The organism is Stenotrophomonas sp. CFBP 13725 (assembly GCF_014841935.1).
Classification (GTDB): domain Bacteria; phylum Pseudomonadota; class Gammaproteobacteria; order Xanthomonadales; family Xanthomonadaceae; genus Stenotrophomonas.
Window position 1 is genome coordinate 82,559 of sequence record NZ_JACYUV010000011.1, and the last position, 22,840, is coordinate 105,398.

The window sequence follows — 22,840 nt, forward strand, 5'->3', positions numbered from 1 at the left end:
AGAGTGGGCACCCCACGCACCTGCACTTCCAGATGAGATGTCGGCCGCAGCTCAGAATGAGCTTTTCTGGTAGCGTCAAACCCAAGACAGGCAACGACCATGATGGACATGGAGAGTTACGCCGTATGAAAAGGATATCCGCAGCCATCGCCCTCGCATTCGTCTCTTCCACGGCGGCAGCACAGATACCGCCGCCGGGTACCGAGGCGATGCTGGAACTGGAAATGCTCGTCAGAAGCTACGTGGCACGGCACCCCGGCGTATCGATCGACGATGCGGTTTCACGTATGGCCATCCAAAGCGAGCTCGCGCCTGTGGCGGAGTCGCTACGCGAAGAGTTTGCCGAGCGCCTGACCGATATTTCCATACAGCACGATCCGGACCAACACATCCTCGTTGAGCTCAAAGGGCCGGGTTCCGTCCCGAACAGAGTTGCGCGGACGCCGAGTGGGGCGACACGTGTGGTGTTCGAGGCAGGCCATCGCTACACGAACGAAGAGTTTCATCAGGTGCTGGACAGCCACCGGTCCTTGATCTACAGCGAAATTCCAGGGATCACAGGGTCTTCGGGCTTTCCTGGCGAGGATCGTGTGCTGATCTACATCTCGGGGGATGCCGATCAGGCAGACCGTCTCAAGGACACCATTGCGAAGCTGGAGCGTTTGCTCGGCTTCAAGATTTCGCTGAGACCCAACATGCCGAAGTCCATGAACATGGCAGCGCCAATGGCCGGTGGCGGTATGGAGTAGCCGTCACAGTGCAGACTACCAAGAGGCTGCGCGATTTTTGAAAGCAGACATGTTAGCCCAACGCGTTAGGCTAACCGTGTCTTCAAACCAGGAGGACGCATGATCTGTGAAGCAACACTCCACGTCCCGCTGTCGAGCGCCTACGCCCTGCCGTTGGCAATCTGCCTGCTGTCCGCACTGGCAGTGGCCGCCACTTGGCGCGGGCCCATCGCCGAAGGCACCAGTATCCGCTCCAGGCACATCGTGCTGGGTGCCTCCCTCGCCTTGGTACTTACTGTCTCGGTAGGCCTGATCTACCAGGCGCGCAGCGCACACATAACCGTGCAGGGCGACACACTGACATCCTCCGCCCTGTTCGTTTCCACAACCATTCCACTATCGGCCATCCAGTTCGACGACGCAGTGGATGCTTCAACGCTGGCACTCCCTCGTCGTAAACTCGGAACCAGCACCGGGAGCGTGCAGATGGGCAGATTCGAGACGGAAACAGGTCGCGAAGTGTTCGCCCTCCGCGCTGGCGCAGCGTCACTGCGCATACCCGCTCACGGTAAGGCCGATCTGGTGCTTGACCGACCGTTGTACGAGGAAATACGTGCATGTCTGGCCGCGCGCCAGACGCCATGACAGGATGAAGGAGAGCAAGGATGAGCAACAAGAACTACTGGTTTACCTCGCGCACCTACGGATGGGGCTGGGGACTTCCCAGCGCATGGCAGGGCTGGGTGATCTACACCGTGGCGGCAGGCGCCTTGATCGCCGGTTTCTTCCTGTTTCCGCCCGCTCGTGAAATGCTGAAATTCCAGCTTTACACGTGGGCCGTCCTGCTGGTGCTCGTGCTGATCTGCTGGCTGAAAGGCGAGCCGCCGAAATGGCGCTGGGGCAAGTAATCCGCCTGTAATTCGCGCGGGGCGAAGCACCACGCGCACTCACGGCATGACGGCAGCCCTCACCGTGGGTTGTCGTCCCCTCCGTTACAACAGAAGCGTGGCCGCATAGCCAACATCGCGGTCACCCACACTGATTGAAGAGGAGGGTGTTTCCCGATGGGCATGTTGATTGATGGCGTATGGCAGAAGGGCACGGCGGGTGCAGCGGGCGACGATGGGCAATTCCATCGCGAGGAAGCTTTGTTCCGTAGATGGCTGACGGCGGACGGCGGCAACGCCCCCACCGGTGAGCCGGCCGTGCAGGCGGAACCCGCACGCTTTCGCCTCTATGTCAGCCTGGCCTGTCCGTGGGCCCACCGCACGCTGATTGTTCGCGCCCTGAAAGGTCTGGAAACCCTGATTCCGTTGTCCGTGGTGAACTGGCACATGGGCGACAACGGCTGGAGCTTCGCGCCTGGCCCGCTGGTGACGCCGGACCCGGAGCGCAACGCCGCCTACCTGCACGAGCTCTACCAGGCGGCGAAGCCGGGCATGACCGGCAAGGTGACGGTGCCGGTGCTGTGGGACAGCGAGCGGGGCGAGATCGTCAGCAATGAATCCGCCGACATCATCCGCATGTTCAACGAGGCTTATGACGCGCTGGGTGCGCGTCCCGGTGACTTCTATCCGGCCGAGCTGCGAAGTGAGATCGACCGGATCAATGACAAGGTCTATGACACCGTAAACAACGGTGTGTACAAGGCGGGCTTCGCCTCCACGCAGGCGGCTTATGAGGAAGCCATCGGGCCGCTGTTCGAGACGCTGGACGAACTGGATGCCCTGCTGCAGACCCAGGATTGGTTGGTGGGCGGCGTCATGACCGAAGCGGACATCCGTCTATTCACCACGCTGATCCGCTTCGATTCGGTCTATCACGTTCACTTCAAGTGCAACGTGAAACGTATCGCGGACTACCCCGGCCTGCATGCGTTCGTGCAACGGATAATGGACATCGAGGAGGTGGCATCCACGGTGAACTTCCAGCACATCAAGCACCACTATTACGAAAGCCATGCCCATCTGAATCCGTCCGGCCTCGTGCCCGCTGGCCCAGCGGAGCCGTACTGAAAATACAGCCGCAACAAGGGCTTGTAACCGGTTGCAGGCGCTGGCTGCGTTGCTTGCGCCAACCTGAACAGGCGCCGGTTCATCCCCGGGTACGCAATGTTGCGGCAATCTTCGAGGCACAGATTCGATTGTGCGGGGGCACTGATGACCCGCCAGCTTCGTAGCTGATCACCTTCCCGATTAGAGGATCCGATGATGCTCACTTCTACTGTTTTCAGCTTCCGTGGCCTGGCGCTGGCATTGGCACTCACCGCAGGCGTGACCGCCGCAGGCAATGCAGACGCGCTGTCGCGCAAGGACAAGAACACCCTGGTGGGTGCAGTGGTAGGCGGCGTGGCGGGCCATGTGCTGTCCAACGGCGACCCGCTTATGACGGCAGGCGGCGCAGTGGCCGGTGGTGCGATTGGTAATGTCGCCACCAAGGATCGCCGCAACAACCGCGATTACCGTTATGACCGTGGTCATCGCTATGACCGCGACCAGCGCTACCAGCGCACCAGCTACCGCGAGCGGGATCGCCGCCATGACCAGCGTCGCTGGGATGATCGTCGTGGCTATGATCGTCGCCACCACAACGGTGGCTGGCGCTGAGTAAGCCAAGAATGGGGTCAGAGCGCTTCCGCCATCCGGGAGCGGTCTGACCCTTTTTCTTGGCATGATGGTGGTTTCCGTCACACAGGGAGCCCCCATGGCACGCACGTTCAACATCGCCGTCATCCCCGGCGACGGCATCGGCAAGGAAGTGATGCCTGAAGGCCTCCGCGCGCTTGAAGCGGCAGCCAAGCGTTTCGATCTGTCGTTCAACTTCACCCACATCGACTGGGCCAGCTGTGCGTACTACCAGCAGCACGGTCAGATGATGCCGGACGACTGGAAGGCGCAGCTGCAGGATCAGGATGCGATCCTGTTCGGCGCGGTCGGCTGGCCTGACGTCGTGCCGGACCACATCTCGTTGTGGGGCTCGTTGCTGAAGTTCCGTCGGGAATTCGATCAGTACATCAATCTGCGGCCCGTGCGCCTGTTCGAGGGTGTGCCGTGCCCGCTGGCCGGCCGCAAGCCCGGCGATATCGATTTCTTCGTCGTGCGCGAAAATACCGAAGGCGAGTACACCAACCTCGGCGGCATCATGTACGAGGGCACCCCGCGCGAGATCGTGATCCAGGAAACGGTGATGAGCCGCCACGGCGCGGATCGGGTGCTGAAGTATGCCTATGAGCTCGCGCAGTCGCGCGCACGCAAGCACCTGACCGTGGCGACCAAGAGCAACGGCATCGCCATCAGCATGCCGTGGTGGGATGGTCGCGCCGATGCGGTAGGTGCGGCGTATCCGGATGTGACCGTGGACAAGCAGCACATCGACATCCTGACGGCGCGCTTCGTGTTGCAGCCGCAGCGCTTCGACGTAGTGGTGGCGAGCAACCTGTTCGGCGACATCCTGTCTGATCTGGGCCCGGCGTGCACGGGCACGATCGGCTTGGCGCCGTCGGCAAACCTCAACCCGGAGCGGGACTTCCCGTCCTTGTTCGAGCCGGTGCACGGGTCGGCACCGGACATCTATGGCAAAGGCGTAGCCAATCCAGTTGCGATGATCTGGTCGGCGGCATTGATGCTGCAGTTCCTCGGTTGTCAGCCGGCCCACGACGCGATCCTTGCGGCAGTCGAGGGTGTGCTGGCGCGTGGTCCGTTGACGCCGGACCTGGGCGGCACGGCGACGACGCGCGAGCTGGGCGAAGCCGTGGCCTTGGCGGTCGCGGGGTGATTCCGCGTTCGCTACGTCATCCAATGCAGTGACGTCGCGGATGACGCATGGCGCGCCCACAACGCAACTTTCCTGATGTACCCGCAGGATCACCGCTGCGCACGATAGGTCCCGCTGGTGCCGCAACGCGCCAGCCGGGATTGCAGTCCCGCATGACTAAGCGTGATTACCTCTGTTTTGCCCTCACGGGCACGGCGGAGAATGCATCGTCCTGCCGGAACCATGGCGGGCGATGCGTGGGGATGTTTCTCAATCCGCCGGCTTTTCGCGCTTGCTCACCGGTACTGCAACCCGCATCGTCCGCCACCTTGCAATCGGGCAGGTGGCCACAACCCGATGTGAGGCCACCGATGCTGCAGAAATCCGTCGAACACCAAGAACGCACCCCGCCCACCAGCAAGCCCAGCGCGGGCCTGCCTGACGCCCCGCGGCGCAGCCCCGAAGAGAGTGCCGCGCTGCTGACCAACTGCATGCGCGAAGGCGATAGCGAGGCCATGCTGTTCGTTCGCACGCTGGGCCTGCTCGCCGACGTGCATGGCATCAACGACATCGCCCGCGCCTGCGGTGGGCTGTCGGCCGATGCGCTGCGCCGGGAGCTGTCAGGGCAGCGGGCGCCGTCGCTGCAGACCGTGGTGAAGGTACTGCGCGCCATGGATCTGCGGTTCCGCGTGCGGCCTTCGTAGCGCGCTCGCAACGCCTGTCGGATCAGGCCGGCCAACACGACGTTTGTTTGACCAGCACGCCGTAACCGAGCAGGCATCCCGCCGCTTGGGCGGCGTGCTTTTTTGTGCGCAGCACCCAGGATGGACGGTCTCTGGGGGCGGAGCTGCCAAGCAGTGCTCGTACGCACTGCTGCCGCGACCCAAGCAACCTCTCCACTGTTCTGGGCGGTCACGCAGGCCAGGCCGCGCTGCGCGTCGTTAGCCGGTCCCCATAGCTTTGCTATATCCAAATTTTTTACAGCGTTCAGCAGCGATCTGCATCTTTGATGCCGCTAGGCTCGCTGAACGCCGCATCTAACTAACTGATTTGCAACGTTTACAGCGGAATTGATGAAAAGCTGTAAGTTACAGCGCATCGGAGAGAATTGCCCTGGAGTGATTTGTAAAGCCAATCGAATCAGACGCTTAGCCCCTGTCTACAGCCCTTAACACGCGGCACGTTATTCTCCGCCCACATGCGCGCCACTTGCGGCGACGCACGACCGATCAGGAGGATCCGTTGTTCAAGTCCCGCTCCCTTACCGTGCTGGCGTTGTCCTTGGGCCTGGCCCTGTCCGCCTGCAAGCCCACGCCTTCGGCGGAAACGACCGCTGCGGCCGATCCGGCGGCGGCGACGCCTGCTGCTGCGCCCATTACCGCTACCGCGGCTGACACCACGGCGGCGCAGTGCCCGCATGCCGATTTCAACGCCTTTCTGACCTACTTCAGCAATGACATCGCCCTGCAGGAGAAGTCCGTAGCGGATCCGCTGACGGTTGAATCGGTGGATGCCGACGCACAGCCGGAGCCGCGCCCGGTCACCAAGCAGGTGCCGCTGGCTGAGGTGGAATGGCCGGTGATGCCCGACACGGCCACGTTGCCGCGTCAGGGCCGGGAAATGCAGGTGACCCCGCAGGCCGATGGCAGCGTGCAGGTGCGCATCAACAAGCCGGACACCAGCGATCAGCAGACCTATACCTTCGCGCAGAAGCCGTGCTGGCTGCTGCAGAAGGTGGTGGACGAGTCGATCTGACCCACGCCCTTTGAACTGAGCCCGGCGCAGCCCGCTGACCGGTCTGCGCCTTTTCACGGAGCAGTACATGACGACAAAAATGGTCGCACCTGCCTTGGCGCTGATGCTGCTCACCGCATGCAATGCGCCGGACGCAACCGCCCCCGCCGCGGCACCGGCCACCGCTGCGCCGACGGCTGCGGCGACGCCCGCACCGCCCACTGCACCTGCGTCGGCCGCTTCCGCAGCCACGCCCACCATCCCCCATCAGGACGAGACAGGAATGCACATCGAATGCCAGGGAACCCGCCTGACCGTGGCGGGTCTGCCTGCTGCCGGCAACGACGCGTCGCCGCAGACCCGGCTGGACCTTGAGAAAGACGGCCAGACGCGCAGCCTCGACAAGCCGGCCGAAATGGCCGACTACACCGCCGTCGGCCTGGCCTGCGTGCAGGACAAGGAAGGCGCACCGTACTTCGTCGTCCAGTACGGCGAGCTGCCCTTCGGTTGCCAGTTCTGCGAGTGGTTCTATCTGTATGACGCGCAGGGCAAGCAGCTGACCCACAGCACCCCGCCGTTGCGTGGCGAGGGCGATGCGCAGGAACCCAACAACGACGAATACGAGCAGTGGTTGAGCAAGCTCGGCGTGAATCATCCCGAGGTGACGTACTTCAAGCCTTGACGCGTTCAGGGATCCCGGCAACGGGATCCTCGCAACATGGAGCAACACCCCTTAAGGAAATTCCCTTTTTCATAGAATGGATCGCACCGCTATGCCTGACATCTACCAAGACATGGTCCAGCCCCGCGGGGCTGGTTACCGCAGTGATCAGATCAAACCCTACAGCCACTATCGTGAGCCGATCGACCAGACCGATGGCCGCCTGCACGGCGAGTCGCGGCGCTGGGGTGATGCCACCCCGGAAGTGCAATCGCGTGTCATCGATACGCTGATTGAATCGTCGCGGGACGCCGGGCTGTCGCCGCGCGAAACCGCGCACGTGCTGGCCATTGCCCGCGTGGAATCCGGCTTCAATCCGGATGCTGCGGCAGGCACCACGTCGGCCTCTGGCCTGGGCCAGTTCATCGACGGCACCGGCAGTGCCTACGGCCTGGGCAATCGCAACCGCTTCGATGTGGAAGCGCAGTCCGACGCGTTGGTGAAGCACTTCATCGACAACCGCGAACTGGCCCAGCGTCGCGGCCAGGGCGAGGAGTACATCTACAAGTACCACCACGATGGCCCGACCCGCGATTACGGCGGTCTGGGCTTGGCAGAGCGCAAGGTGCTGCCGCATCTGGATGAGTACACCCGGTTCGTCAACGAGCGCTTGGCGCAGTCGCAGGGCCAGACCCAAGAACCCGCGCAGACCCAATCGCAGGGCCAGGCACAGTCGACCGTGGGTGCTGCGGCGGCGGTGGGTGCTGCGGCAGGGGCCGGTGTGGCCGCGCTGCATCAGGCTCAGTCGCAGTCGCAGTCGCAGTCGCAAGCGCAGCCGGCCAGTCAGCAGTCGGCCAGCTCGTTCCAGCACACCATGCAGGTGATGCTGCCGCCGCAGAATGGCGTCAAGCCGCACATCACCGGCCACTACGGTGAAGAGCGCGGGCACAAGGACCACGGCGGCACCGACTTCAACTACGTCGGTGGCCAAGCCGGGCGCAACCTGCAGCATCCGACCATCAACGCGCCGATCTCCGGCAAGGTCACCTTCGCTGGCGGCACCTACGGCACGGTGAAGATCCAGGACGCGCAGGGCAATTCGCACGAGATCCTGCACATGCAGGGCGTGCAGGTGAAGGAGGGCCAGCAGATCCAGGCCGGCCAGCCGATCGGCACGATGGGCGGGCGCGGCCCGAATGGCGCCGATCAGTATGCGCAGCACGTGCATTACCAGCTGCGCGATCCCAGCGGCAAGCTGCAGAGCCCGGAAGCGTTCTGGGACCAGCGGCGGGTGCAGGATGCGCCGGCAGGCCAGGCGCGGGGCGAAGAGGCTTCTTCGGTGCTGCGTCATGGCGCACGCGGTGAGGATGTCACGCGCCTGCAGAAAGAGCTCAACCAGGCCGGCGTACGCGATGCCCATGGCAAGCCGCTGGCCGAAGACGGACGTTTCGGTGACAACACCCGCGAAGCGCTGACGGCGTATCAGCGCGCCCAGGGCCTGAAGGCCGACGGCGTGGCCGGGCCGCAGACGCTGGGCCGGCTTGCCGAGCCGAAGCCTGCGGCGGACAGCCATTCGCACGCAGCGCCTGCACGTGGCCCGCAGCTCGGCGAACCGGGCCATCGGGACACGCCATTGCATGCGGCCATCCGCGCGCAGTTGCCGTCTGCGGTGTCCAACGACATGGCCGCGCACGTTACGCGCACGGCCAAGGAAGCGGGCATCGACAGTCCCGAGAAGCTGCAGTCGGTGGCGGTGCAGGACGGCAAGGCGTTCGTCATGGGGACCACGCCGGGCTTCCGTGCGATGGTGGACATGAGCCAGCCGGCACCTCCGGCCGAGCAGACCAGTGCGGCCTTGCAGGGCGAGAAGTTGAGCGCCCAGGTACAGCAGGGGCAGGAAGAGCAGCAGCGCGCCGCGGTGGCGATGCGCTGACTGCGGGGTCAGGCTCCTTTCGCTTGGCGGAAGGAGTCTGGCCCGTCATCAACCGGGTATCACGCCGATGGTGGGGTACCCGGCTTCTCCATTTCCGCGACGGCGCGCTCCAGCGCCTCCAGTTTCTCCCGCGTGCGCAGCAGTACCGCGCGCTGCACGTCGAATTCTTCGCGGGTCACCAGGTCCAGCTTGCCCAGGCCGGCCTGCAGGGCGGTCTTGAATGTGGACTGCAGTTCTTCGCGCGATTGACGCAGGCCCGGCGGCACCAGATCGCTCAGGCGGCGGGCGAGGTCATCAAGATGGTTGAGGTCGATCATGGGGGCTCCTGGCCTGTCCGTGGCTGACAAGGATACTGCTGCATCGCGCCGGACGCTGGCAGGCGCTATCCTCGCGACCGGAGCAACGGAGTAAATACGATGAAGATGGTCATGGCAGTGATCAAGCCGTTCAAGCTTGATGATGTGCGTGAAGCACTGGCCGAGCGCGGTGTTACCGGCATCACGGTCACCGAGGTGAAAGGCTTCGGCCGGCAGAAAGGCCATACCGAGTTGTACCGCGGCGCCGAGTACGTGGTCGACTTCCTGCCGAAGGTGAAGCTGGAAGTGGCGGTCACCGATGACCAGGTGGAGGCGGTGGTGGAATCCATCGTCAAGGCCGCCGGCACCGGCAAGATCGGCGACGGCAAAGTGTTCGTCTATGAGTTGGGCAGCGTGGTGCGCATCCGCACCGGCGAGCTGGACGGCGACGCCCTGTAACGCGCCACGAAGCCGGACCGGCGCGGGTAACGGCGGGGGAACGACTTCGTAACTGCGTGGGAACGGTGGGGGGCTACTCCGGAACTACGCGCGGCGACGGTGGGGGAACGGCCGGGGTAGAGCCGACTTCAGTCGGCTGCTGCGTGGTTGAACGCAGCCGACTGAAGTCGGCTCTACCAACGGCAGAAAACGCAGCCGAACCGGGTAGCGCCGAGCCACGCTCGGCGAGCGCAGCGGCGCTCTACCGCCCTCAGACCCGCTTCGCCCACGCGTAGAACCGCTTCCACCCGTGGCGAACGACCGCCACCCAGCCGGGATCCGCAACGCGCGCAGCCAAGGCCGCACTCGGCCGTTGGCCGGTCAGGCGCTGACGCATCTTCACCAGGTTCTTCAAGTCGCTGCGGCTGAGCTGCCGGGTGATCGGGTTGCGGCGCAGCCAGCGCGGGGTGCGCCAGGCCGAGGTGAAATCCAGCAGCACCGGTACGCCGGCGCTCACCACCACATTGGTGCCGTGCAGGTCGTTATGGGTGATGCCTGCGGCGTGCAGCCGGTCCAGCGCCTGCTGCAACTGCTCGAAGACCTCCCCGCCCACCGCCTGTGCGGTACTCAGGGTCTGGCCGGGGATGTACTCCATGCCCAGGGCGAGTCCGCCGATGGTGCCCAGCAGGGCGGGCGCGTGCTTCCAGCCACTCAGCCGCTGCAGCATGTGCGCTTCGTGCCGGACCAGCACGCGGGCGAGCAGCGACACCGGCGTACCGCGATACCGGGTGTAGTCCTTGACCACGGCGGGCTGTCCGTCGAAGCAGGTGCGGTAGACATCCGGTTCCAGGAACCGTTCGCCGCGCTTGAGCAGCAACGGCGGCAACGCGGCATCGTCGCCGCAGGCAGGGGAGGGGGTAAACGTGGGGGCGTTCATGACGTTCTCTGACAGCCCGGTGGGTGGCGCAGAGCGTCAAGCGAACCGGTAAGGGGGGACTAGCTAAACTTTCGTTAATTTTAATACTGGTGAGTTCGCTAATCCATGCGTTGACGGCTTTGCCATCGGAACAGTGTGTGCCTGCTATTCGGACAATTGCGTCTCACTCATTATTTTGTGCGCTTTCCACATGTCTACGCTTGACCCGGGCCCCGCACCTGCCGACCATTGCCTGTTACCTGCGCGCAGGTCGGGCCGCCCCTTCATCGGCACGTCCTCCGATCCTGTGCCAACGGCCCCGGTCCGCGCCGGCACCGCCCCTGCAACCTGCGTCCGGTCACCGCCGGAGGAAACCCAATGATCAAGATCGTGCTGGCCGTGCTGTTCGTCGCCTGCGTGCTGTACATCCATTACCGCGGAAAGGTCCGCGCCCGCTGGTCGCGTCAGCTGCTGGACCATTCCAGCTTCATGGCCCCGATCAACGTGGTGATGTACCTGTTTTCCAAGGTGCCCACCACGCCATTCCTGGATCCCGGCAAGGAGTTCCCGCAGCTGGAGCCGCTGCGCCAGAACTGGCAGGTGATCCGCGATGAGGCGCTGGCGCTGCGCGATGCACAGAAGATCGCGGCATCAAGCAGCTTCAACGATGCGGGGTTCAACTCGTTCTTCCGCCGTGGCTGGAAGCGGTTCTACCTGCGCTGGTACGGCCCGTCGCACCCCTCGGCCAAGCAGTTCTGCCCGCAGACGGTGGCGCTGATCGAATCGATTCCCGATGTGCGCGCGGCCATGTTCGCGCAGCTGCCGCCGGGCAGCGAGCTGCGTCCGCACCGCGACCCCTTCGCCGGTTCGCTGCGTCTGCATCTGGGCCTGAGCACGCCGAACGATGACCGCTGCTATATCGAAGTGGACGGGGTGAAGAAGAGCTGGCGTGACGGCGAGTGGATGATGTTCGACGAGACCTACATCCATCACGCGCACAATGAAACCGACCAGGACCGCGTGATCCTGTTCTGCGATATCGCCCGTCCGCTGCGCTTCGGGCTGCCGATGCTGTTCAACCGCGCGGTGGCCTCGACCCTGCTCGCGGGCGGCGCGTCGCCGAACCTGCCGGGTGATCCGACCGGTGGCGTGAACAAGGCCTTTGGTGGCGTATACAAGGTGCGGCTGAAGGCCAAGGCGCTGCGCGCGCGCAGCCCGCTGGCCTACCACGTGATCAAGTGGGGCCTGGTGGTCGCGGTGATCGCGGGAATCTGGGCGATCTGAAGGCGGCGCTCTGGAGCTAGAGGTCCAGCTCCAGGTGGGTGCCGTGACAGCTGGATACACAGGGCAGCATCAGCTGCGACTGCTGTCGCTCGTGGTCGCTCAGGATGCCATCACGGTGATCGACCTCGCCGCTGATCACTCGGGTGGCACAGCTGCCGCAGACGCCTTGGCCGCAGCCGCTCGGAATCGGGACGCCGCTGCGCAGCAGGAAGGCCAGCAGGCTTTCATTGCCTTCATAGTGGAGTCGTCGACGCGACCGCGCCAGCACCACGTCGTACTCTTTTTGGGGTGCGCTGTCAGACGCATGGGACGAAGCGCTGAAGCGCTCCATGTGGGCATGGGGGATCTGCAATCGCTGACAAGCCTGCGCAAAGGCGTCGAGCATCGGCCCGGGCCCGCAGCAGTAGAAGTGCGCGTCGGACGGGTGTGCCGACAGCAGGGCAGGAAGATCAGGCGGGCCATCGCATTCATCATCGAACAGGCAGGTTGGCACGATGCCCAACATGGCGATGTCATCGAGGAAGACCGCGTCGCTGCGCGAACGCGCGCCGTAGTAGAGCTGCACAGGGCGGCCCCGCGCGACAAGCTGCCGGGCCATGCACAGCAGCGGCGTGATGCCGATACCGCCGGCGATGAGCACGCTCTGTCCGGCATGGTCGTGCAGAGGGAACGCGTTGCGCGGCAACGAGACCTGCAATGGATCACCTTCGCGCAGCTGCTCATGCAGATAGCGTGATCCGCCGCGTCCCTCGTCCACCCGCAGGATGCCAAGCTGGTAACACTGCGCATGCTGCGGCGGATTCATCAGCGAGTAGCTGCGCACCCGCGCATCCGGAAGTACCAGGTCGACATGCGCGCCGGCCGCAAATCCCGCCAGCGGGACGGGGGTGGCGGGAGCGAGCTCGATCACGATCACGCGGCTGCCGCGGCGCTGCAGTCGGCTGACGAACGTGGACTGCCAGGCGGGCTGCGGGGACGCGGCCATGGTGAAGGACGTAGTGGCGTTCAAGGGGCTCGCTTCACGGCGTAGGTGTCATGAGTGCTCGTGCCCGATGCCCTTTCCGCGCAGGCCAGCAACACACACCCTGCGATGATGTCGGCAGCCTGCGCTGCGTGGTCAGGCGAGAGGCGGGACGGCGCGATGCGCAGGCAACGGTCTTCGCTATCAATACCGCTGCAGTGAGTCGTTCCCGCCGGCGTGATCGCCACACCGGCCTCGGCGGCCAAGCGGACGATGCGGCGGGCGCAGCCGGGCGGCACCCAAAGGGTGATGAAGTAGCCGCCGGATGGCCGGCTCCAGTACACGTCCTGCAGCGCCGAGAGCCGGTGCGCGAAAACCTGCTGGACGCGCTCGAAGCGCTGCTGCAACAGCGATCCATGCTGTTGCATGTGGCGCGCAACACCTGCTGCGTCCACGAAAAAGCGAAGGTGGCGGACCTGGTTCACCTTGTCGGGCCCGATCGTGCAACGCTGCTGCGCTGACAGCCACCAGTGCACACGCAGTGCACTGCCTCCCAGCATTGCGATGCCGGCGCCCGGAATGGTCATCTTCGATGTCGAGGCGAACAGCAGCGGACGATCCGGATGACCGGCCGTCGCGCAGGCGTCGTACAGGCCCGGCAGCGCGGACGCCTGCGGAGCAAAGTCATGGGCGGCGTAGGCGTTGTCGCAGAACAGGGTGAAGTCCGGCGCGGCGGTGTTCATCGTCGCCAGGCGGCGTATCACTTCCTCGCTGTAGATGGCGCCGCAGGGGTTGGAATGCCGTGGCACGCACCACATGCCGCGGATCAGCGGATCGCGGGCCGCCAGTTCCTCCACCTGGTCCATGTCGGGCCCATCGACACCCATCGGCACCGGCACCATCGCGATGCCATGGTCGCGGCAGATGGCGAAATGGCGGTCGTACCCCGGAACCGGGCAGAGGAAGCGCACTTCACTGGCGGCTGACCACGGGGCGTGCCCGGGCAGCCCGATACGCCACACCAACCCGATGGCCCCGTGCATCATCGCCAGGCTGCTGTTGCCGCCCACGGCGGCCTGCGCGGGCGGCACGCCGAGCAGCAGCGGCGCCAACAGGGCGCGCAGCTGCGGAGTGCCCTGCTGCCCACCATAGTTGAGCCAATCCTGGCCGTCCTCGCTGTCGAATGGCGCCACTCCTGGCAGGGACAACATCGCGTGGGACAGCGCGATCTGTTCGCGCGACGGCAGTCCGCGGGTCATATCCAGTTCCAACGGTGCGGCTCGGCAGGCGGCGTGCCATCTCAGTAATTTGCCGAGTCCGTCGGATCCATTGCAGGCGAGCGTGGGATCGGTCATATCAGCCCGCCCCCAGCAACAACGCCGCCGCGTAGAGCGCGGTGCAGGCTATCAGGGGAATGAACACACTGCGCCGCCACAGGGCCAGCGCCCCGGCGAACATGACGATGGCCAGCTTCAACAGGCCATCGGCGTCCTGAAGATGGGCCGCAGGCCGCGCAAAGAAGGCCTCGCCGAACAGGGCGAGGTAGATCACGCTGCCCATCACCGCTGACGCCGCATGCTGGAGGAACCGGATCGCCGGGCTGTCCCGACGCAATGAAAGGCGGCGGAAAACCAGCAGGGGGATGGAACGCATGAGGTAGGAGGCGGCTGCGGCGGTGCCGATCAGGGTCCATCCGTTCATGAGGCGTCCCCCTGTGAGCGGGCATCCATCGCACATAGCAGGGCGGCGATGCCCAGCGGAACCACCAGCACATGCAGGCTGCCCAATGGGCCCCCGATCAGCGGAGTGAGCACGAAGCCGGCCACGGTGGCCTGCAGTGCCCGGTTGCCACCGGCAGCGTGGCAGGCCAGTGCGGTGAAGTGCACCGGCAGGATGATGGCGACAAGCTGTGCCAGCTGTGCCGACGGGGATGCGCCGATGAGGTGGCCAGCCGCCGTGGCCGCGATGGCGCAGCCCAGCGTTGTGATGCCGCAGCCGAGGTAATAGGCGTACGCATCGCCTGGTCCTGTGCTGCATCGATTGGAAAGGGTAAAGGTGGAAATGGACAACAGCTGGGCGGACAGCAGCGAACGCCCCAGGCTTATGTGCTGGAACTGCTCGGCAAGCACCGAAGACATGATCACGAAGCGGAAGTTGACCAGCACCGTGGCAACCAGCAGGGCAGCCACACCCAACGTGTCTGATTGCTGGACGATCAGGGCCTGCAGTGGGGCGGCGTGGACGGTCAGGGTCATGGCGGTGGCCTGCAGGAGCGAGAATCCCGCCTTGCTGGCCAATGCGCCGATGGATGAGAACAGGAACAGGAAGGTCAGGCACACAGGCAGGGAGTCGCGGCATCCCTGCAGGAAGCTCTTACGCGCGACACGCTGTGCATTCACCTCGCGTCTCCCGGATCATCAAGGCGGCAACGCAGCCCAGCGAGCAGCTGCACACTGTCAGCCAGCGTGCCGCCACGGGTTTCGAACCCCACCATGCCGCGCCAGCGGGCGGTGTGGATGGCAGCGACCAGCGCATCGAACGGCAGGGTGCCCGCACCCAACGGCAGGTGCGCGTCGCGATCCTGGTTGTTGTCACTGAAGGACATGCCGACGATACGACGGTGAAAGCGCTGGAACATCGCGACCGGGTCGCCGCCGTTGACGTAGGCATGGGACACATCGAAGAAAAGATGCAGGCCAGGCACCTGTTCCAGCACCGTGGCGATTTCATCGGGAGTGGTGCAGATGTAATAGAAGGGATGGAAGCGGGTGTAGTTGGACAGGTTCTCCAGCCAGACCTCCACACCGCGTGCTGCTGCATAGGCAACCAGTGCGCGAAGGTTGGCGATCAGCTGGTCCAGTCCCGCCTGGCGTACGTCGGCGACCAGCCGTGGCTCCACAACGCCACCCCCGTGCACGATCAGCGGCGCGCCGCCCAGCCGGGCACAGACGTCGACTTCACGGCACGCGTAATGGAGCGCCGCTGCGGCCAGCGCCGGTACGTCGCTGCCCAGCGGAGACTTGAAATTGCCGTGGTAGATCGGCCGCATGCCGGTCTGCTGCATCCGTTCCAGCAGTGCGTCCAGACGCGCTGGTGGGAAATCTTCCGGGCGTTCCCCGTGCAGGCTCCCGTCCACGTACCAGTGGCTGTAACCCTGTTGCAGGGCGCGGGCGAGGCCCGACTCGGCATCCAGGTAGTCCTGCTGGGCGGCGGCTGCCATGAAGTCCGGCCATGAGCTGGCGGACGAGGGGGGGAACGCTGGGTAATCGGAAGCCGGGGTGCGCATGGTCGACGCTCGCTGCAGGATGTGCAGCTACTCTGCCCACGGCAGGAGGCGTCGTATGTCAGTCAATGGCGACCCCGGCGATGGCGGTTTGCAGGCGTCTGCCGTAAGCGGATCGTCGCCACGGTAGGGCCGAGGTCGCTCGGCCCTACCCATCGTCGGTGACGTCAGCCTTTCAGTGCGGCCTGCACGAACGGCGGGGTCACCAGCACGCCGGTGTGCAGCGCGGCGGTGTAGTACAGGGTGTCGAACCCCTTGGCGGCGGCGTCGGACTGGCGGAAGTCGAATCCGCTTTCGCCCTTGCGTGCCAGCGTCACGCTCCACCAGCCGGTGGGGTAGCACGGCTGCGGGAACGGCAGGGTCTTGAACGAGCCGAAGCCGGCCTTGCCCATTTCCGTGCGCATTTCGTTGATCAGGTCCAGCTGCATCAGCGGCGATTCGGACTGCTGCACCAGGATGCCGTCGTCCTTCAGGGCCTTGAAGCAGCTCTCGTAGAACGCCTTGTTGAACAGGCCTTCGCCCGGACCGACCGGATCGGTGGAATCGACGATCACCACGTCCACGCTGCCCGCCGGGCAGTTGGCCATGTAGGCCACGCCGTCGTCGAACATCAGCTCGGCGCGCGGGTCATCGTTGGAATCGCACAGTTCCGGGAAGTGCTTGCGCGCCATCACCGTGACCTGCTCATCGATGTCGCACTGGGTGACGCTCTGCACGCCCTTGTGCTTGAGCACTTCGCGCAGGGTGCCGCAGTCACCGCCACCGATGATCACCACGCGCTTGGGCGCGGCGTGGGTGAACAGCACCGGGTGGCTGATCATCTCGTGGTAGAAGAAATTGTCCTTGCTGGTCAGCATGATGGCCCCATCGATGGTCATCAGGTTGCCCCAGTCGGTGGTCTGGAAGATCTCGATCTTCTGGAAGGGCGACTGCACTTCGTCCAGCTTGCCGGTGATGCGGTAGCCGATCGCCGAGCCGGTGCGCTCGAAGTGCTCGATGTACCAGTTGTTGTTGTCAGTCATGGAGAAGCAATCCTGTTGTGAGGATGGGAAGCCGGGCGGGCGGCGGCAGGCCGCGTGGCGACCGACCCGTTCAGGTCCAGGGCAGCGACCACGGGCGCGGGCGCGCATGATAACGAACCCTTCGTCGATCAGGGGTTATCATGCACCCCCATTTTTACCAACCAGGCCGACTTCAATGACCGATTGGTCCCTCGACCAAGCCCGCAAGACCTACTCGATCCCGCATTGGGCGGACGGTTACTTCGACGTGGATCAGGCCGGGCACATGGTGGTGAGGCCGACCGGGGCCGATGGTCCGGTGGTTTCGCTGCCGGATGTGGTGGATGCGGCGCGCGCGAACGGGGCCAAGCTGCCCTTGCTGGTGCGCTTCCCGGACATCCTGGGCCAGCGCCTGGGCAAGCTGCAGGCCGCCTTCCAGCAGGCGCAGGCTGACTGGGAGTACCCGGGCGGTTACACAGCCGTGTACCCGATCAAGGTCAACCAGCACCGCGGCGTGGCCGGCACCCTGGCCAGCCACCACGGCGAGGGCTTCGGCCTGGAAGCAGGCAGCAAGCCGGAACTGATGGCCGTGCTGGCGCTGTCGCGCCCGGGCGGGCTGATCGTCTGCAACGGCTACAAGGATCGCGAGTACATCCGCCTGGCACTGATCGGGCGCAAGCTCGGCCTGCAGACCTACATCGTCATCGAGAAGCCGTCCGAGCTGAAGCTGGTGCTGGAGGAATCCAAGGCGTTGGACGTGATGCCGGGCCTGGGCGTGCGCATGCGTCTGGCCTCGCTGGGTGCGGGCAAGTGGCAGAACAGCGGCGGTGACAAAGCCAAGTTCGGCCTGTCCCCGCGCCAGCTGCTGGATCTGTGGAAGTCGCTGCGCGATACCGAATATGCCGACTGCCTGAGCCTGCTGCATTTCCACATGGGCTCGCAGATCTCCAACGTGCGCGACATCGCCAACGGCATGCGCGAAGCGACGCGTTACTTCGTGGAAATGTCGCAGCTGGGCGCGAAGATCACCCATGTGGACGTGGGCGGCGGCCTGGGCGTGGATTACGAAGGCACGCGTTCGCGCAGCTTCTGCTCGATCAACTACGGCCTGAACTCGTATGCCGGCAGCATCGTGCAGCCGCTGGCCGATGCCTGCAAGGAACACGGCCTCACCCCGCCGCGCATCGTCACCGAATGTGGCCGGGCGATGACCGCGCACCATGCGGTGCTGATCGCCAACGTGTCCGAGGTGGAGCAGGCGATGGAAGGCCGCGTGCCGGACCAGCACGATGACGAGCCGGCATCGATCCGCCACCTGCGCGAGATTCATTCCGAGCTGGGCGAGCGTCCGGCGATCGAACTGTTCCAGGAAGCGCAGCATTTCCACGCCGAAGGTCTGTCCAGCTATGCGCTGGGCCAGATCGACCTGCCGCAGCGCGCGCGTATCGACGACTTGTTCTATGCCATCGCCCATGCCGTGCGTGCGCGCCTGAGCTTCGACGAGAAGAGCCACCGTCCGGTGCTGGATGAGCTCAACGAACGGCTGGTGGACAAATACTTCGTCAACTTCAGCGTGTTCGAGTCGATCCCGGATGTGTGGGCCATCGACCAGGTGTTCCCGATCGTACCGATCGAGCGCCTGGACGAGCAGCCGGACCGTCGCGGCATCATTGCCGACATGACGTGCGATTCGGACGGCATGGTGGAAACGTACGTCGGCAATGAAACGCTGGACAGCTCGTTGCCGCTGCATGCGCTGCGGTCTGGCGAGAGCTACCGCATCGGGTTCTTCATGGTGGGTGCCTACCAGGAGATCCTGGGCGACATCCACAATCTGTTCGGTGATACCGATGCGGTGGAAGTGCGTGCGACGCAGGGCGGCTATGCGATCACCCAGCAGCGTCGCGGTGACACCACCGATGTGATGCTGGATTACGTGGGATACAGCCTGGACGAACTGCGTGCGACCTATGCCGAGCGCGTGGCGGCAGCGGACCTGAGCGCCGAGCGCGCGCAGGAACTGGCTGATGCGCTGGAAACGGGCTTGACCGGGTACACCTACCTGTCCGACGAACCGCTGGTCTGAACGACGCCGATTGACCGGTAGCGCCGAGCCATGCTCGGCGAGCGCAGCGGCCGATGATCGGCCCCATGACGGCTGGGAGCCGTCGTCAGCCTGCCGGCAACCACAGGGTGGCGCGCAGGCCGGGGTGGGCGTTGTCGAGCGCCAGCTCGCCGCCGTGGCTGGCGGCGATGTCGGCCACGATGGCCAGGCCCAGGCCGCTGCTGTTTTCGCGCTCGTCCAACCGCACGCCACGCTGCAGCACGGCCTGCAGCTGGGTCGGCTGCAGGCCGGGACCGTCGTCCACGATGTCGATACGCAGCCGCCCACCTTCTGCGTGGGCAAGCACCTGCACCTGCTGCGTTGCCCATTTGCCCGCGTTGTCCAGCAGGTTGCCCAGCATCTCCTCCAGGTCCGCCGCATCACCGGCGAACTGCAGCGCAGGATCGATGTCCTCGCTGGCGAACGCTACGCCGCGCCCGGCATGCACGCGCGCCATCAGCCGACACAGCGCGGACACCACCGGGGCCACGTCCGCGCGCTGCCGATGATCGACCGCCAGCCCCGCCGCGAGATACCGGTCGATGCTGCCCTGCATGCGGGCACCCTGCTCGCGCACGGTCTGCCGCCACGTGGCCTGGGCTGCATCGTGGTCCGCCTCGGCCGCCAGCACGGTCAGCGGTGTCTTCAGTGCGTGCGCCAGATCCTGGGCGCTGGTGCGGGCACGCGCCACCATGCGCTGGTGATGGTCGAGCAGCGCATTGAGCTCATCGCCCAGCGGCGCGATCTCCGCACTCAGTCCGGCGGTATCCACGCGCTGCGCTTCGCCGCGCCGCACGCGTTCCACCTGCTGCCCGAGCCGACGCAGCGGGCGCAGGCCGAAATGGATCTGGCTGGCCAATACGGCAAGCCACGCGGCGACCAGCACCGCCAGCGCCAACGCACTGCGCTGCCGGAACTGCGCTACCTGTGCCTGCAGGTCGCTGCGATCCAGCGCGACCAGCAGCTGCAGCGGGGCCTGAGCACGCGGAAGCCTGACCTCGCGCGCCAACACGCGCAGCGGCTGCTGCAGCGGGCCTTCGATGTCACTGGCGGTGCCCTCGCCGGGGGCTACCGGCGCGGTGAGGCTCTGGTCCCACAGCGACCGTGACTGCAGCAGCGGCGCGCCATCGGCGCTGCTCAGTTGCCAATAAGCGCCGGAGAACACGCGCTGGAAGCGTGCTTCATTGGGCTCTTGCCGCAACACCACGCGCCCTTCGGCATCCACTTCGGCCTGCGCGAGAACGGTCAGCAGGTCCTGTTCCAGCGCAGCATCCAGGCTGTCACGCGCGGCGCGCTCGAAGAGGTGTCCCAGCAGGGCGCTGGCAAGCGCTGTCACCAGCAGCAGACCGAGGCCACCGGCCAGCAACAGACGGTTGCGCAGCGACGCACGCTTCATGCCCGCGACCTTCATGCCGGCGCGGTCAAGCGCCAGCCCTGGCCGCGCACGGTCTGGATCAGATCGACGCCGAGTTTGCGCCGCACCCGGCCCAACAGCACATCGAGTGCATTGGAGTCCGGATCGAATCCGCTGTCGAACACATGCTCACCCAGCCGCTCGCGGCCGATCACGCTGTCCGCGTGGTGGATGAAATAGCCGAGCAGCCGGAACTCCTGCGGGCTGAGTGCCAGCTCGTGGCCATCGAGGCTGAAACGCCCTGCGTTGACGTCCAGCTGCAGGGGCCCACATTGCAGGCGCGGACTGGCATGGCCGGTGCTGCGACGGATGAGGGCGCGCAGGCGCAGCACCAGTTCATCCGGCTGGAACGGTTTGGTCAGGTAGTCGTCGGCACCGGCATCGAAGCCGGCCAGCTTGTCGTGCCAGCGTCCGCGCGCTGTCAGCACCAGCACGGGGAAGCCCCGCCCGTTGGCGCGCCAGCGCTCGATGATGCTCAGTCCATCAAGCCCCGGCAGGCCCAGGTCGACGATGGCGGCCTGGATGTCCTCCACTTGGCCGTGCTCTTCAGCAAGACGACCATCGGTGAAGGCATCCACTACATAACCGGCCTGCTCCAGCAGGGGCTGCAGGCGCTGCGCCAGTTCGGTGTCATCCTCGGCCAGCAGGATCCGCATCAGTCATCCAGTTCGGTTTTAAGCAGCTTGCCGGTGCGGGCATCATAATCCAGCTCGACGACCACGCCGTCCGCGCGCAGGATCTCGACCTCGTACACGCCGTCGTCCAACTCCACTTCCAGCAGTTTGCCGGGATGGCGGCGGACGGCATCGCGCACCACGTTTTCCAGCGGCACATAGCGGCCCTGCTCGACGGCGCGACGCGCGGTCTGCTGGGCATGGTCGTCGCCAGCGACTGCCGGCACGATGGGCAGCAGGGCCAGGGCAACGATAAGGGCGGCTTTGTACGGATACATGGGCGTAGTAATAGCGCGGCCGACTAACCGTTGGCTAACAGCGTGGGCTAAGCAGCTGTTAGGTGTGGTGCGCAGACTGTGTTGGCCGGACCTGCATTGGTCCACCTCCCAGGAGAACCCCATGAAGAAGCTGTCCCTGATCGCCACTGCTACCGTCGCCGCCCTGCTGGGCACCGCTGCCGCCGCCCATGCGGCCCCGCTGGGCCTGGCCCAGGTGGAACAGAAACTGCGCGATGCCGGCTACAGCCGCATCCATGAAATCGAGAAGGACGATGGTCTGTGGGAAGCGGACGTGACCCGCGACGATGGTCGTTTCCGCGAGGTCTATGTCGATCCGAAGACCGGCGAGATCTTTGACGAGTTCGATGGCCGTGCACAGCTGAGCATCGATCAGCTGCTGGCGAAGGCGAAGGACCAGGGTCTGCGTGAGATCCATTCGGTGGAGCGGGACGGCGCGACATGGAAGCTGGAAGCGCGTAATGACCGCAACCAGAAAGTGGACGTGCGCCTGAGTGGGCACGACGGCCGGCTGCTGGCCAGCGAGCGTGATGGCTGGTTGGATTGATCCACGCCAACGGCGGATCCCGGACTGGTAGCGCCGAGCCATGCTCGGCGAGCGCAGCGGCGAACGGGTCACGATGCTCGGCGAGCGCAGCGGCGAACGGGTCACGATCCCGCGGCGCGTCCAGATCCCGCCCAGCGTGGCGGGGTTTACCAGCCGAACGGTGGCGGGCGGTCCCAGTATCCCGGGCCGGGACCGAAGCCGCCGCCGTAACCGCCACCCCAAGGGCCGTAGAACCCAGGCCCCTTGCCTTCGCTGACATGGATGTTGACGTTCACGCCGCGGGTCTTGCCCTCGTCGGTGGTGTAGTTTTTGCTGAGGTTCAACGAGGCGGCGTTGTAGTGGCTGTTGCCATAGCCCTCGGAATAGCCGATGCCGGTGCTGACACTGCCTGATACGCGCAGCTTGTCATCGGTGACCTCGGCCACGCGTCCGTCTTCGCCACGCGGCAGCGGGCCGCTCTTGTCGCCGTAATACGTGCCCGGTGCGTCCTGCTGGAAGCTGGGATCGTTGAGATAGCGCAGCGGCTCGCTGGGTACGGCCAGATTGAGACCGGTCGCGGACTGCGGGCCGGTGGCTCCGGCTGCACTCTGCGCCATCACCAGGGACGGTGCGCAGGCCAGGCAGAGCAGGATCAGGGGGCGGATCATGACGGAACGCTCCAGCAGCGGACGGGGCAGGGCACGCGGCCCTCATGGCGACGCTAGCAGCTGCAGCTTGAATGATGCCTGTCGTGGCGCGGTTGCGGTAGCCGTGCGGTGGTGGTCCGGGCGGGGCCGGACGGCCGGCGGCTGATGCGGAAGGCGCCGCGTTGCTCGCC

General features: G+C 65.3%; 26 protein-coding genes. 14 read left to right on the forward strand and 12 right to left on the reverse strand.

The window, feature by feature from the left end; translation table 11 throughout:
• The first annotated feature begins 56 nt into the window (after window positions 1-56).
• The 10 genes from IFT65_RS15710 (at window position 57) to IFT65_RS15755 (ending at window position 8,809) form a co-directional block, all read left to right on the forward strand.
• Window positions 57-749, forward strand: coding sequence for a hypothetical protein (locus IFT65_RS15710; RefSeq protein WP_192082232.1), 693 nt, complete (start codon window positions 57-59; stop codon window positions 747-749).
• 99 nt (window positions 750-848) lie between these two features.
• Window positions 849-1,373, forward strand: coding sequence for a hypothetical protein (locus IFT65_RS15715; protein WP_192082234.1), 525 nt, complete (start codon window positions 849-851; stop codon window positions 1,371-1,373).
• 20 nt (window positions 1,374-1,393) lie between these two features.
• Window positions 1,394-1,636 carry a hypothetical protein gene (locus IFT65_RS15720; protein WP_192082236.1) on the forward strand — a complete coding sequence of 81 codons (243 nt, stop codon included), beginning with the start codon at window positions 1,394-1,396 and terminating at the stop codon, window positions 1,634-1,636.
• Window positions 1,637-1,792: 156 nt separating this feature from the next.
• The gene (locus IFT65_RS15725) at window positions 1,793-2,743 is read left to right on the forward strand and encodes a glutathione S-transferase family protein (RefSeq protein WP_192082237.1); all 951 of its coding nucleotides are present in this window, start codon (window positions 1,793-1,795) and stop codon (window positions 2,741-2,743) included.
• Between the two features lie 195 nt (window positions 2,744-2,938).
• Window positions 2,939-3,334, forward strand: coding sequence for a glycine zipper 2TM domain-containing protein (locus IFT65_RS15730; protein WP_188327374.1), 396 nt, complete (start codon window positions 2,939-2,941; stop codon window positions 3,332-3,334).
• Window positions 3,335-3,431: 97 nt separating this feature from the next.
• Window positions 3,432-4,502: a tartrate dehydrogenase gene (locus IFT65_RS15735; protein ID WP_192082239.1), complete on the forward strand. Its 1,071-nt coding sequence runs from the start codon at window positions 3,432-3,434 to the stop codon at window positions 4,500-4,502.
• Between the two features lie 350 nt (window positions 4,503-4,852).
• Entirely contained in the window at window positions 4,853-5,185 is a 333-nt protein-coding gene (locus IFT65_RS15740; RefSeq protein ID WP_188325316.1) for a hypothetical protein, read from the forward strand.
• A gap of 538 nt (window positions 5,186-5,723) precedes the next feature.
• The gene (locus IFT65_RS15745; protein ID WP_192082240.1) at window positions 5,724-6,236 is read left to right on the forward strand and encodes a hypothetical protein; all 513 of its coding nucleotides are present in this window, start codon (window positions 5,724-5,726) and stop codon (window positions 6,234-6,236) included.
• Between the two features lie 67 nt (window positions 6,237-6,303).
• On the forward strand, window positions 6,304-6,897 hold the full coding sequence (locus tag IFT65_RS15750) for a hypothetical protein (protein WP_249405186.1): 594 nt from the start codon (window positions 6,304-6,306) through the stop codon (window positions 6,895-6,897).
• A 91-nt stretch (window positions 6,898-6,988) separates the two neighbouring features.
• Window positions 6,989-8,809, forward strand: a complete 1,821-nt coding sequence (locus IFT65_RS15755) for a peptidoglycan-binding protein (RefSeq protein WP_192082242.1) — start codon at window positions 6,989-6,991, stop codon at window positions 8,807-8,809.
• 59 nt (window positions 8,810-8,868) lie between these two features.
• Here the strand turns inward: IFT65_RS15755 and IFT65_RS15760 are convergent, their stop codons facing one another.
• Window positions 8,869-9,126 (reverse strand): accessory factor UbiK family protein, encoded by a 258-nt coding sequence (locus IFT65_RS15760; RefSeq protein ID WP_188325313.1) that lies wholly within the window; start codon window positions 9,124-9,126, stop codon window positions 8,869-8,871.
• Between the two features lie 99 nt (window positions 9,127-9,225).
• Here IFT65_RS15760 and IFT65_RS15765 point away from each other — a divergent pair, with 99 nt between their 5' ends.
• Complete coding sequence (locus tag IFT65_RS15765) at window positions 9,226-9,564, forward strand: P-II family nitrogen regulator (RefSeq protein WP_192082244.1); 339 nt, start codon at window positions 9,226-9,228, stop codon at window positions 9,562-9,564.
• A 250-nt stretch (window positions 9,565-9,814) separates the two neighbouring features.
• On the opposite strand, the gene IFT65_RS15770 is transcribed toward IFT65_RS15765, so the two are convergent.
• Window positions 9,815-10,480 (reverse strand): RIO1 family regulatory kinase/ATPase, encoded by a 666-nt coding sequence (locus tag IFT65_RS15770; protein ID WP_192082245.1) that lies wholly within the window; start codon window positions 10,478-10,480, stop codon window positions 9,815-9,817.
• A 357-nt stretch (window positions 10,481-10,837) separates the two neighbouring features.
• Here IFT65_RS15770 and IFT65_RS15775 point away from each other — a divergent pair, with 357 nt between their 5' ends.
• Window positions 10,838-11,743: an aspartyl/asparaginyl beta-hydroxylase domain-containing protein gene (locus IFT65_RS15775; RefSeq protein WP_188325310.1), complete on the forward strand. Its 906-nt coding sequence runs from the start codon at window positions 10,838-10,840 to the stop codon at window positions 11,741-11,743.
• A gap of 16 nt (window positions 11,744-11,759) precedes the next feature.
• Here IFT65_RS15775 and IFT65_RS15780 read toward each other — a convergent pair whose 3' ends face one another.
• From IFT65_RS15780 to speE, 6 genes are all read right to left on the reverse strand, one after another.
• The gene (locus IFT65_RS15780) at window positions 11,760-12,752 is read right to left on the reverse strand and encodes a PDR/VanB family oxidoreductase (protein WP_192082247.1); all 993 of its coding nucleotides are present in this window, start codon (window positions 12,750-12,752) and stop codon (window positions 11,760-11,762) included.
• On the reverse strand, window positions 12,749-14,059 hold the full coding sequence (locus tag IFT65_RS15785; protein ID WP_192082249.1) for an aminotransferase class I/II-fold pyridoxal phosphate-dependent enzyme: 1,311 nt from the start codon (window positions 14,057-14,059) through the stop codon (window positions 12,749-12,751). Before IFT65_RS15785 ends, IFT65_RS15780 begins: the two co-directional genes overlap by 4 nt.
• Before the next feature lies 1 nt (window position 14,060).
• Entirely contained in the window at window positions 14,061-14,405 is a 345-nt protein-coding gene (locus IFT65_RS15790) for an AzlD domain-containing protein (protein WP_192082251.1), read from the reverse strand.
• The gene (locus IFT65_RS15795) at window positions 14,402-15,103 is read right to left on the reverse strand and encodes an AzlC family ABC transporter permease (RefSeq protein ID WP_188325306.1); all 702 of its coding nucleotides are present in this window, start codon (window positions 15,101-15,103) and stop codon (window positions 14,402-14,404) included. The genes IFT65_RS15790 and IFT65_RS15795 overlap by 4 nt, the downstream gene beginning before the upstream one ends.
• A complete protein-coding gene (locus IFT65_RS15800) occupies window positions 15,100-15,924 on the reverse strand; it encodes a sugar phosphate isomerase/epimerase family protein (protein ID WP_197974160.1) in 825 nt (274 codons plus the stop codon). Before IFT65_RS15800 ends, IFT65_RS15795 begins: the two co-directional genes overlap by 4 nt.
• Window positions 15,925-16,154: 230 nt before the next feature.
• Window positions 16,155-17,009, reverse strand: coding sequence for a polyamine aminopropyltransferase (gene speE, locus IFT65_RS15805; protein ID WP_188325304.1), 855 nt, complete (start codon window positions 17,007-17,009; stop codon window positions 16,155-16,157).
• Between the two features lie 175 nt (window positions 17,010-17,184).
• Here speE and speA point away from each other — a divergent pair, with 175 nt between their 5' ends.
• Window positions 17,185-19,074, forward strand: coding sequence for an arginine decarboxylase (speA, locus tag IFT65_RS15810; RefSeq protein ID WP_192082255.1), 1,890 nt, complete (start codon window positions 17,185-17,187; stop codon window positions 19,072-19,074).
• An 85-nt stretch (window positions 19,075-19,159) separates the two neighbouring features.
• Here the strand turns inward: speA and IFT65_RS15815 are convergent, their stop codons facing one another.
• The 3 genes from IFT65_RS15815 to IFT65_RS15825 are packed head-to-tail and all read right to left on the reverse strand — an operon-like array spanning window position 19,160 to window position 21,458.
• On the reverse strand, window positions 19,160-20,488 hold the full coding sequence (locus tag IFT65_RS15815; protein ID WP_192082257.1) for a sensor histidine kinase: 1,329 nt from the start codon (window positions 20,486-20,488) through the stop codon (window positions 19,160-19,162).
• Between the two features lie 11 nt (window positions 20,489-20,499).
• Window positions 20,500-21,162, reverse strand: coding sequence for a response regulator transcription factor (locus IFT65_RS15820; protein ID WP_188325301.1), 663 nt, complete (start codon window positions 21,160-21,162; stop codon window positions 20,500-20,502).
• Complete coding sequence (locus IFT65_RS15825; RefSeq protein WP_192082259.1) at window positions 21,162-21,458, reverse strand: PepSY domain-containing protein; 297 nt, start codon at window positions 21,456-21,458, stop codon at window positions 21,162-21,164. The genes IFT65_RS15820 and IFT65_RS15825 overlap by 1 nt, the downstream gene beginning before the upstream one ends.
• Before the next feature lie 121 nt (window positions 21,459-21,579).
• Between IFT65_RS15825 and IFT65_RS15830 the strand changes: the two genes are divergently transcribed.
• Window positions 21,580-22,023, forward strand: a complete 444-nt coding sequence (locus IFT65_RS15830; RefSeq protein ID WP_188325299.1) for a PepSY domain-containing protein — start codon at window positions 21,580-21,582, stop codon at window positions 22,021-22,023.
• Between the two features lie 146 nt (window positions 22,024-22,169).
• Here IFT65_RS15830 and IFT65_RS15835 read toward each other — a convergent pair whose 3' ends face one another.
• Entirely contained in the window at window positions 22,170-22,670 is a 501-nt protein-coding gene (locus IFT65_RS15835; protein WP_192082261.1) for a hypothetical protein, read from the reverse strand.
• Window positions 22,671-22,840 lie beyond the last annotated feature (170 nt).

Bases quoted from the DNA above. Each gene is read 5' to 3' on its own strand.
- IFT65_RS15755 (WP_192082242.1), top strand. From the start codon at position 6,989: ATGCCTGACATCTACCAAGACATGGTCCAGCCCCGCGGGGCTGGTTAC.
- IFT65_RS15735 (WP_192082239.1), top strand. From the start codon at position 3,432: ATGGCACGCACGTTCAACATCGCCGTCATCCCCGGCGACGGCATCGGC.
- IFT65_RS15800 (WP_197974160.1), bottom strand. From the start codon at position 15,924: ATGGCAGCCGCCGCCCAGCAGGACTACCTGGATGCCGAGTCGGGCCTC.
- IFT65_RS15825 (WP_192082259.1), bottom strand. From the start codon at position 21,458: ATGTATCCGTACAAAGCCGCCCTTATCGTTGCCCTGGCCCTGCTGCCC.
- IFT65_RS15760 (WP_188325313.1), bottom strand. From the start codon at position 9,126: ATGATCGACCTCAACCATCTTGATGACCTCGCCCGCCGCCTGAGCGAT.
- IFT65_RS15710 (WP_192082232.1), top strand. From the start codon at position 57: ATGAGCTTTTCTGGTAGCGTCAAACCCAAGACAGGCAACGACCATGAT.
- IFT65_RS15740 (WP_188325316.1), top strand. From the start codon at position 4,853: ATGCTGCAGAAATCCGTCGAACACCAAGAACGCACCCCGCCCACCAGC.
- IFT65_RS15835 (WP_192082261.1), bottom strand. From the start codon at position 22,670: ATGATCCGCCCCCTGATCCTGCTCTGCCTGGCCTGCGCACCGTCCCTG.
- IFT65_RS15715 (WP_192082234.1), top strand. From the start codon at position 849: ATGATCTGTGAAGCAACACTCCACGTCCCGCTGTCGAGCGCCTACGCC.
- IFT65_RS15725 (WP_192082237.1), top strand. From the start codon at position 1,793: ATGGGCATGTTGATTGATGGCGTATGGCAGAAGGGCACGGCGGGTGCA.
- IFT65_RS15765 (WP_192082244.1), top strand. From the start codon at position 9,226: ATGAAGATGGTCATGGCAGTGATCAAGCCGTTCAAGCTTGATGATGTG.
- IFT65_RS15720 (WP_192082236.1), top strand. From the start codon at position 1,394: ATGAGCAACAAGAACTACTGGTTTACCTCGCGCACCTACGGATGGGGC.
- speA (WP_192082255.1), top strand. From the start codon at position 17,185: ATGACCGATTGGTCCCTCGACCAAGCCCGCAAGACCTACTCGATCCCG.
- IFT65_RS15730 (WP_188327374.1), top strand. From the start codon at position 2,939: ATGCTCACTTCTACTGTTTTCAGCTTCCGTGGCCTGGCGCTGGCATTG.
- IFT65_RS15750 (WP_249405186.1), top strand. From the start codon at position 6,304: ATGACGACAAAAATGGTCGCACCTGCCTTGGCGCTGATGCTGCTCACC.
- IFT65_RS15815 (WP_192082257.1), bottom strand. From the start codon at position 20,488: ATGAAGCGTGCGTCGCTGCGCAACCGTCTGTTGCTGGCCGGTGGCCTC.
- IFT65_RS15770 (WP_192082245.1), bottom strand. From the start codon at position 10,480: ATGAACGCCCCCACGTTTACCCCCTCCCCTGCCTGCGGCGACGATGCC.
- IFT65_RS15785 (WP_192082249.1), bottom strand. From the start codon at position 14,059: ATGACCGATCCCACGCTCGCCTGCAATGGATCCGACGGACTCGGCAAA.
- IFT65_RS15830 (WP_188325299.1), top strand. From the start codon at position 21,580: ATGAAGAAGCTGTCCCTGATCGCCACTGCTACCGTCGCCGCCCTGCTG.
- IFT65_RS15790 (WP_192082251.1), bottom strand. From the start codon at position 14,405: ATGAACGGATGGACCCTGATCGGCACCGCCGCAGCCGCCTCCTACCTC.
- speE (WP_188325304.1), bottom strand. From the start codon at position 17,009: ATGACTGACAACAACAACTGGTACATCGAGCACTTCGAGCGCACCGGC.
- IFT65_RS15775 (WP_188325310.1), top strand. From the start codon at position 10,838: ATGATCAAGATCGTGCTGGCCGTGCTGTTCGTCGCCTGCGTGCTGTAC.
- IFT65_RS15820 (WP_188325301.1), bottom strand. From the start codon at position 21,162: ATGCGGATCCTGCTGGCCGAGGATGACACCGAACTGGCGCAGCGCCTG.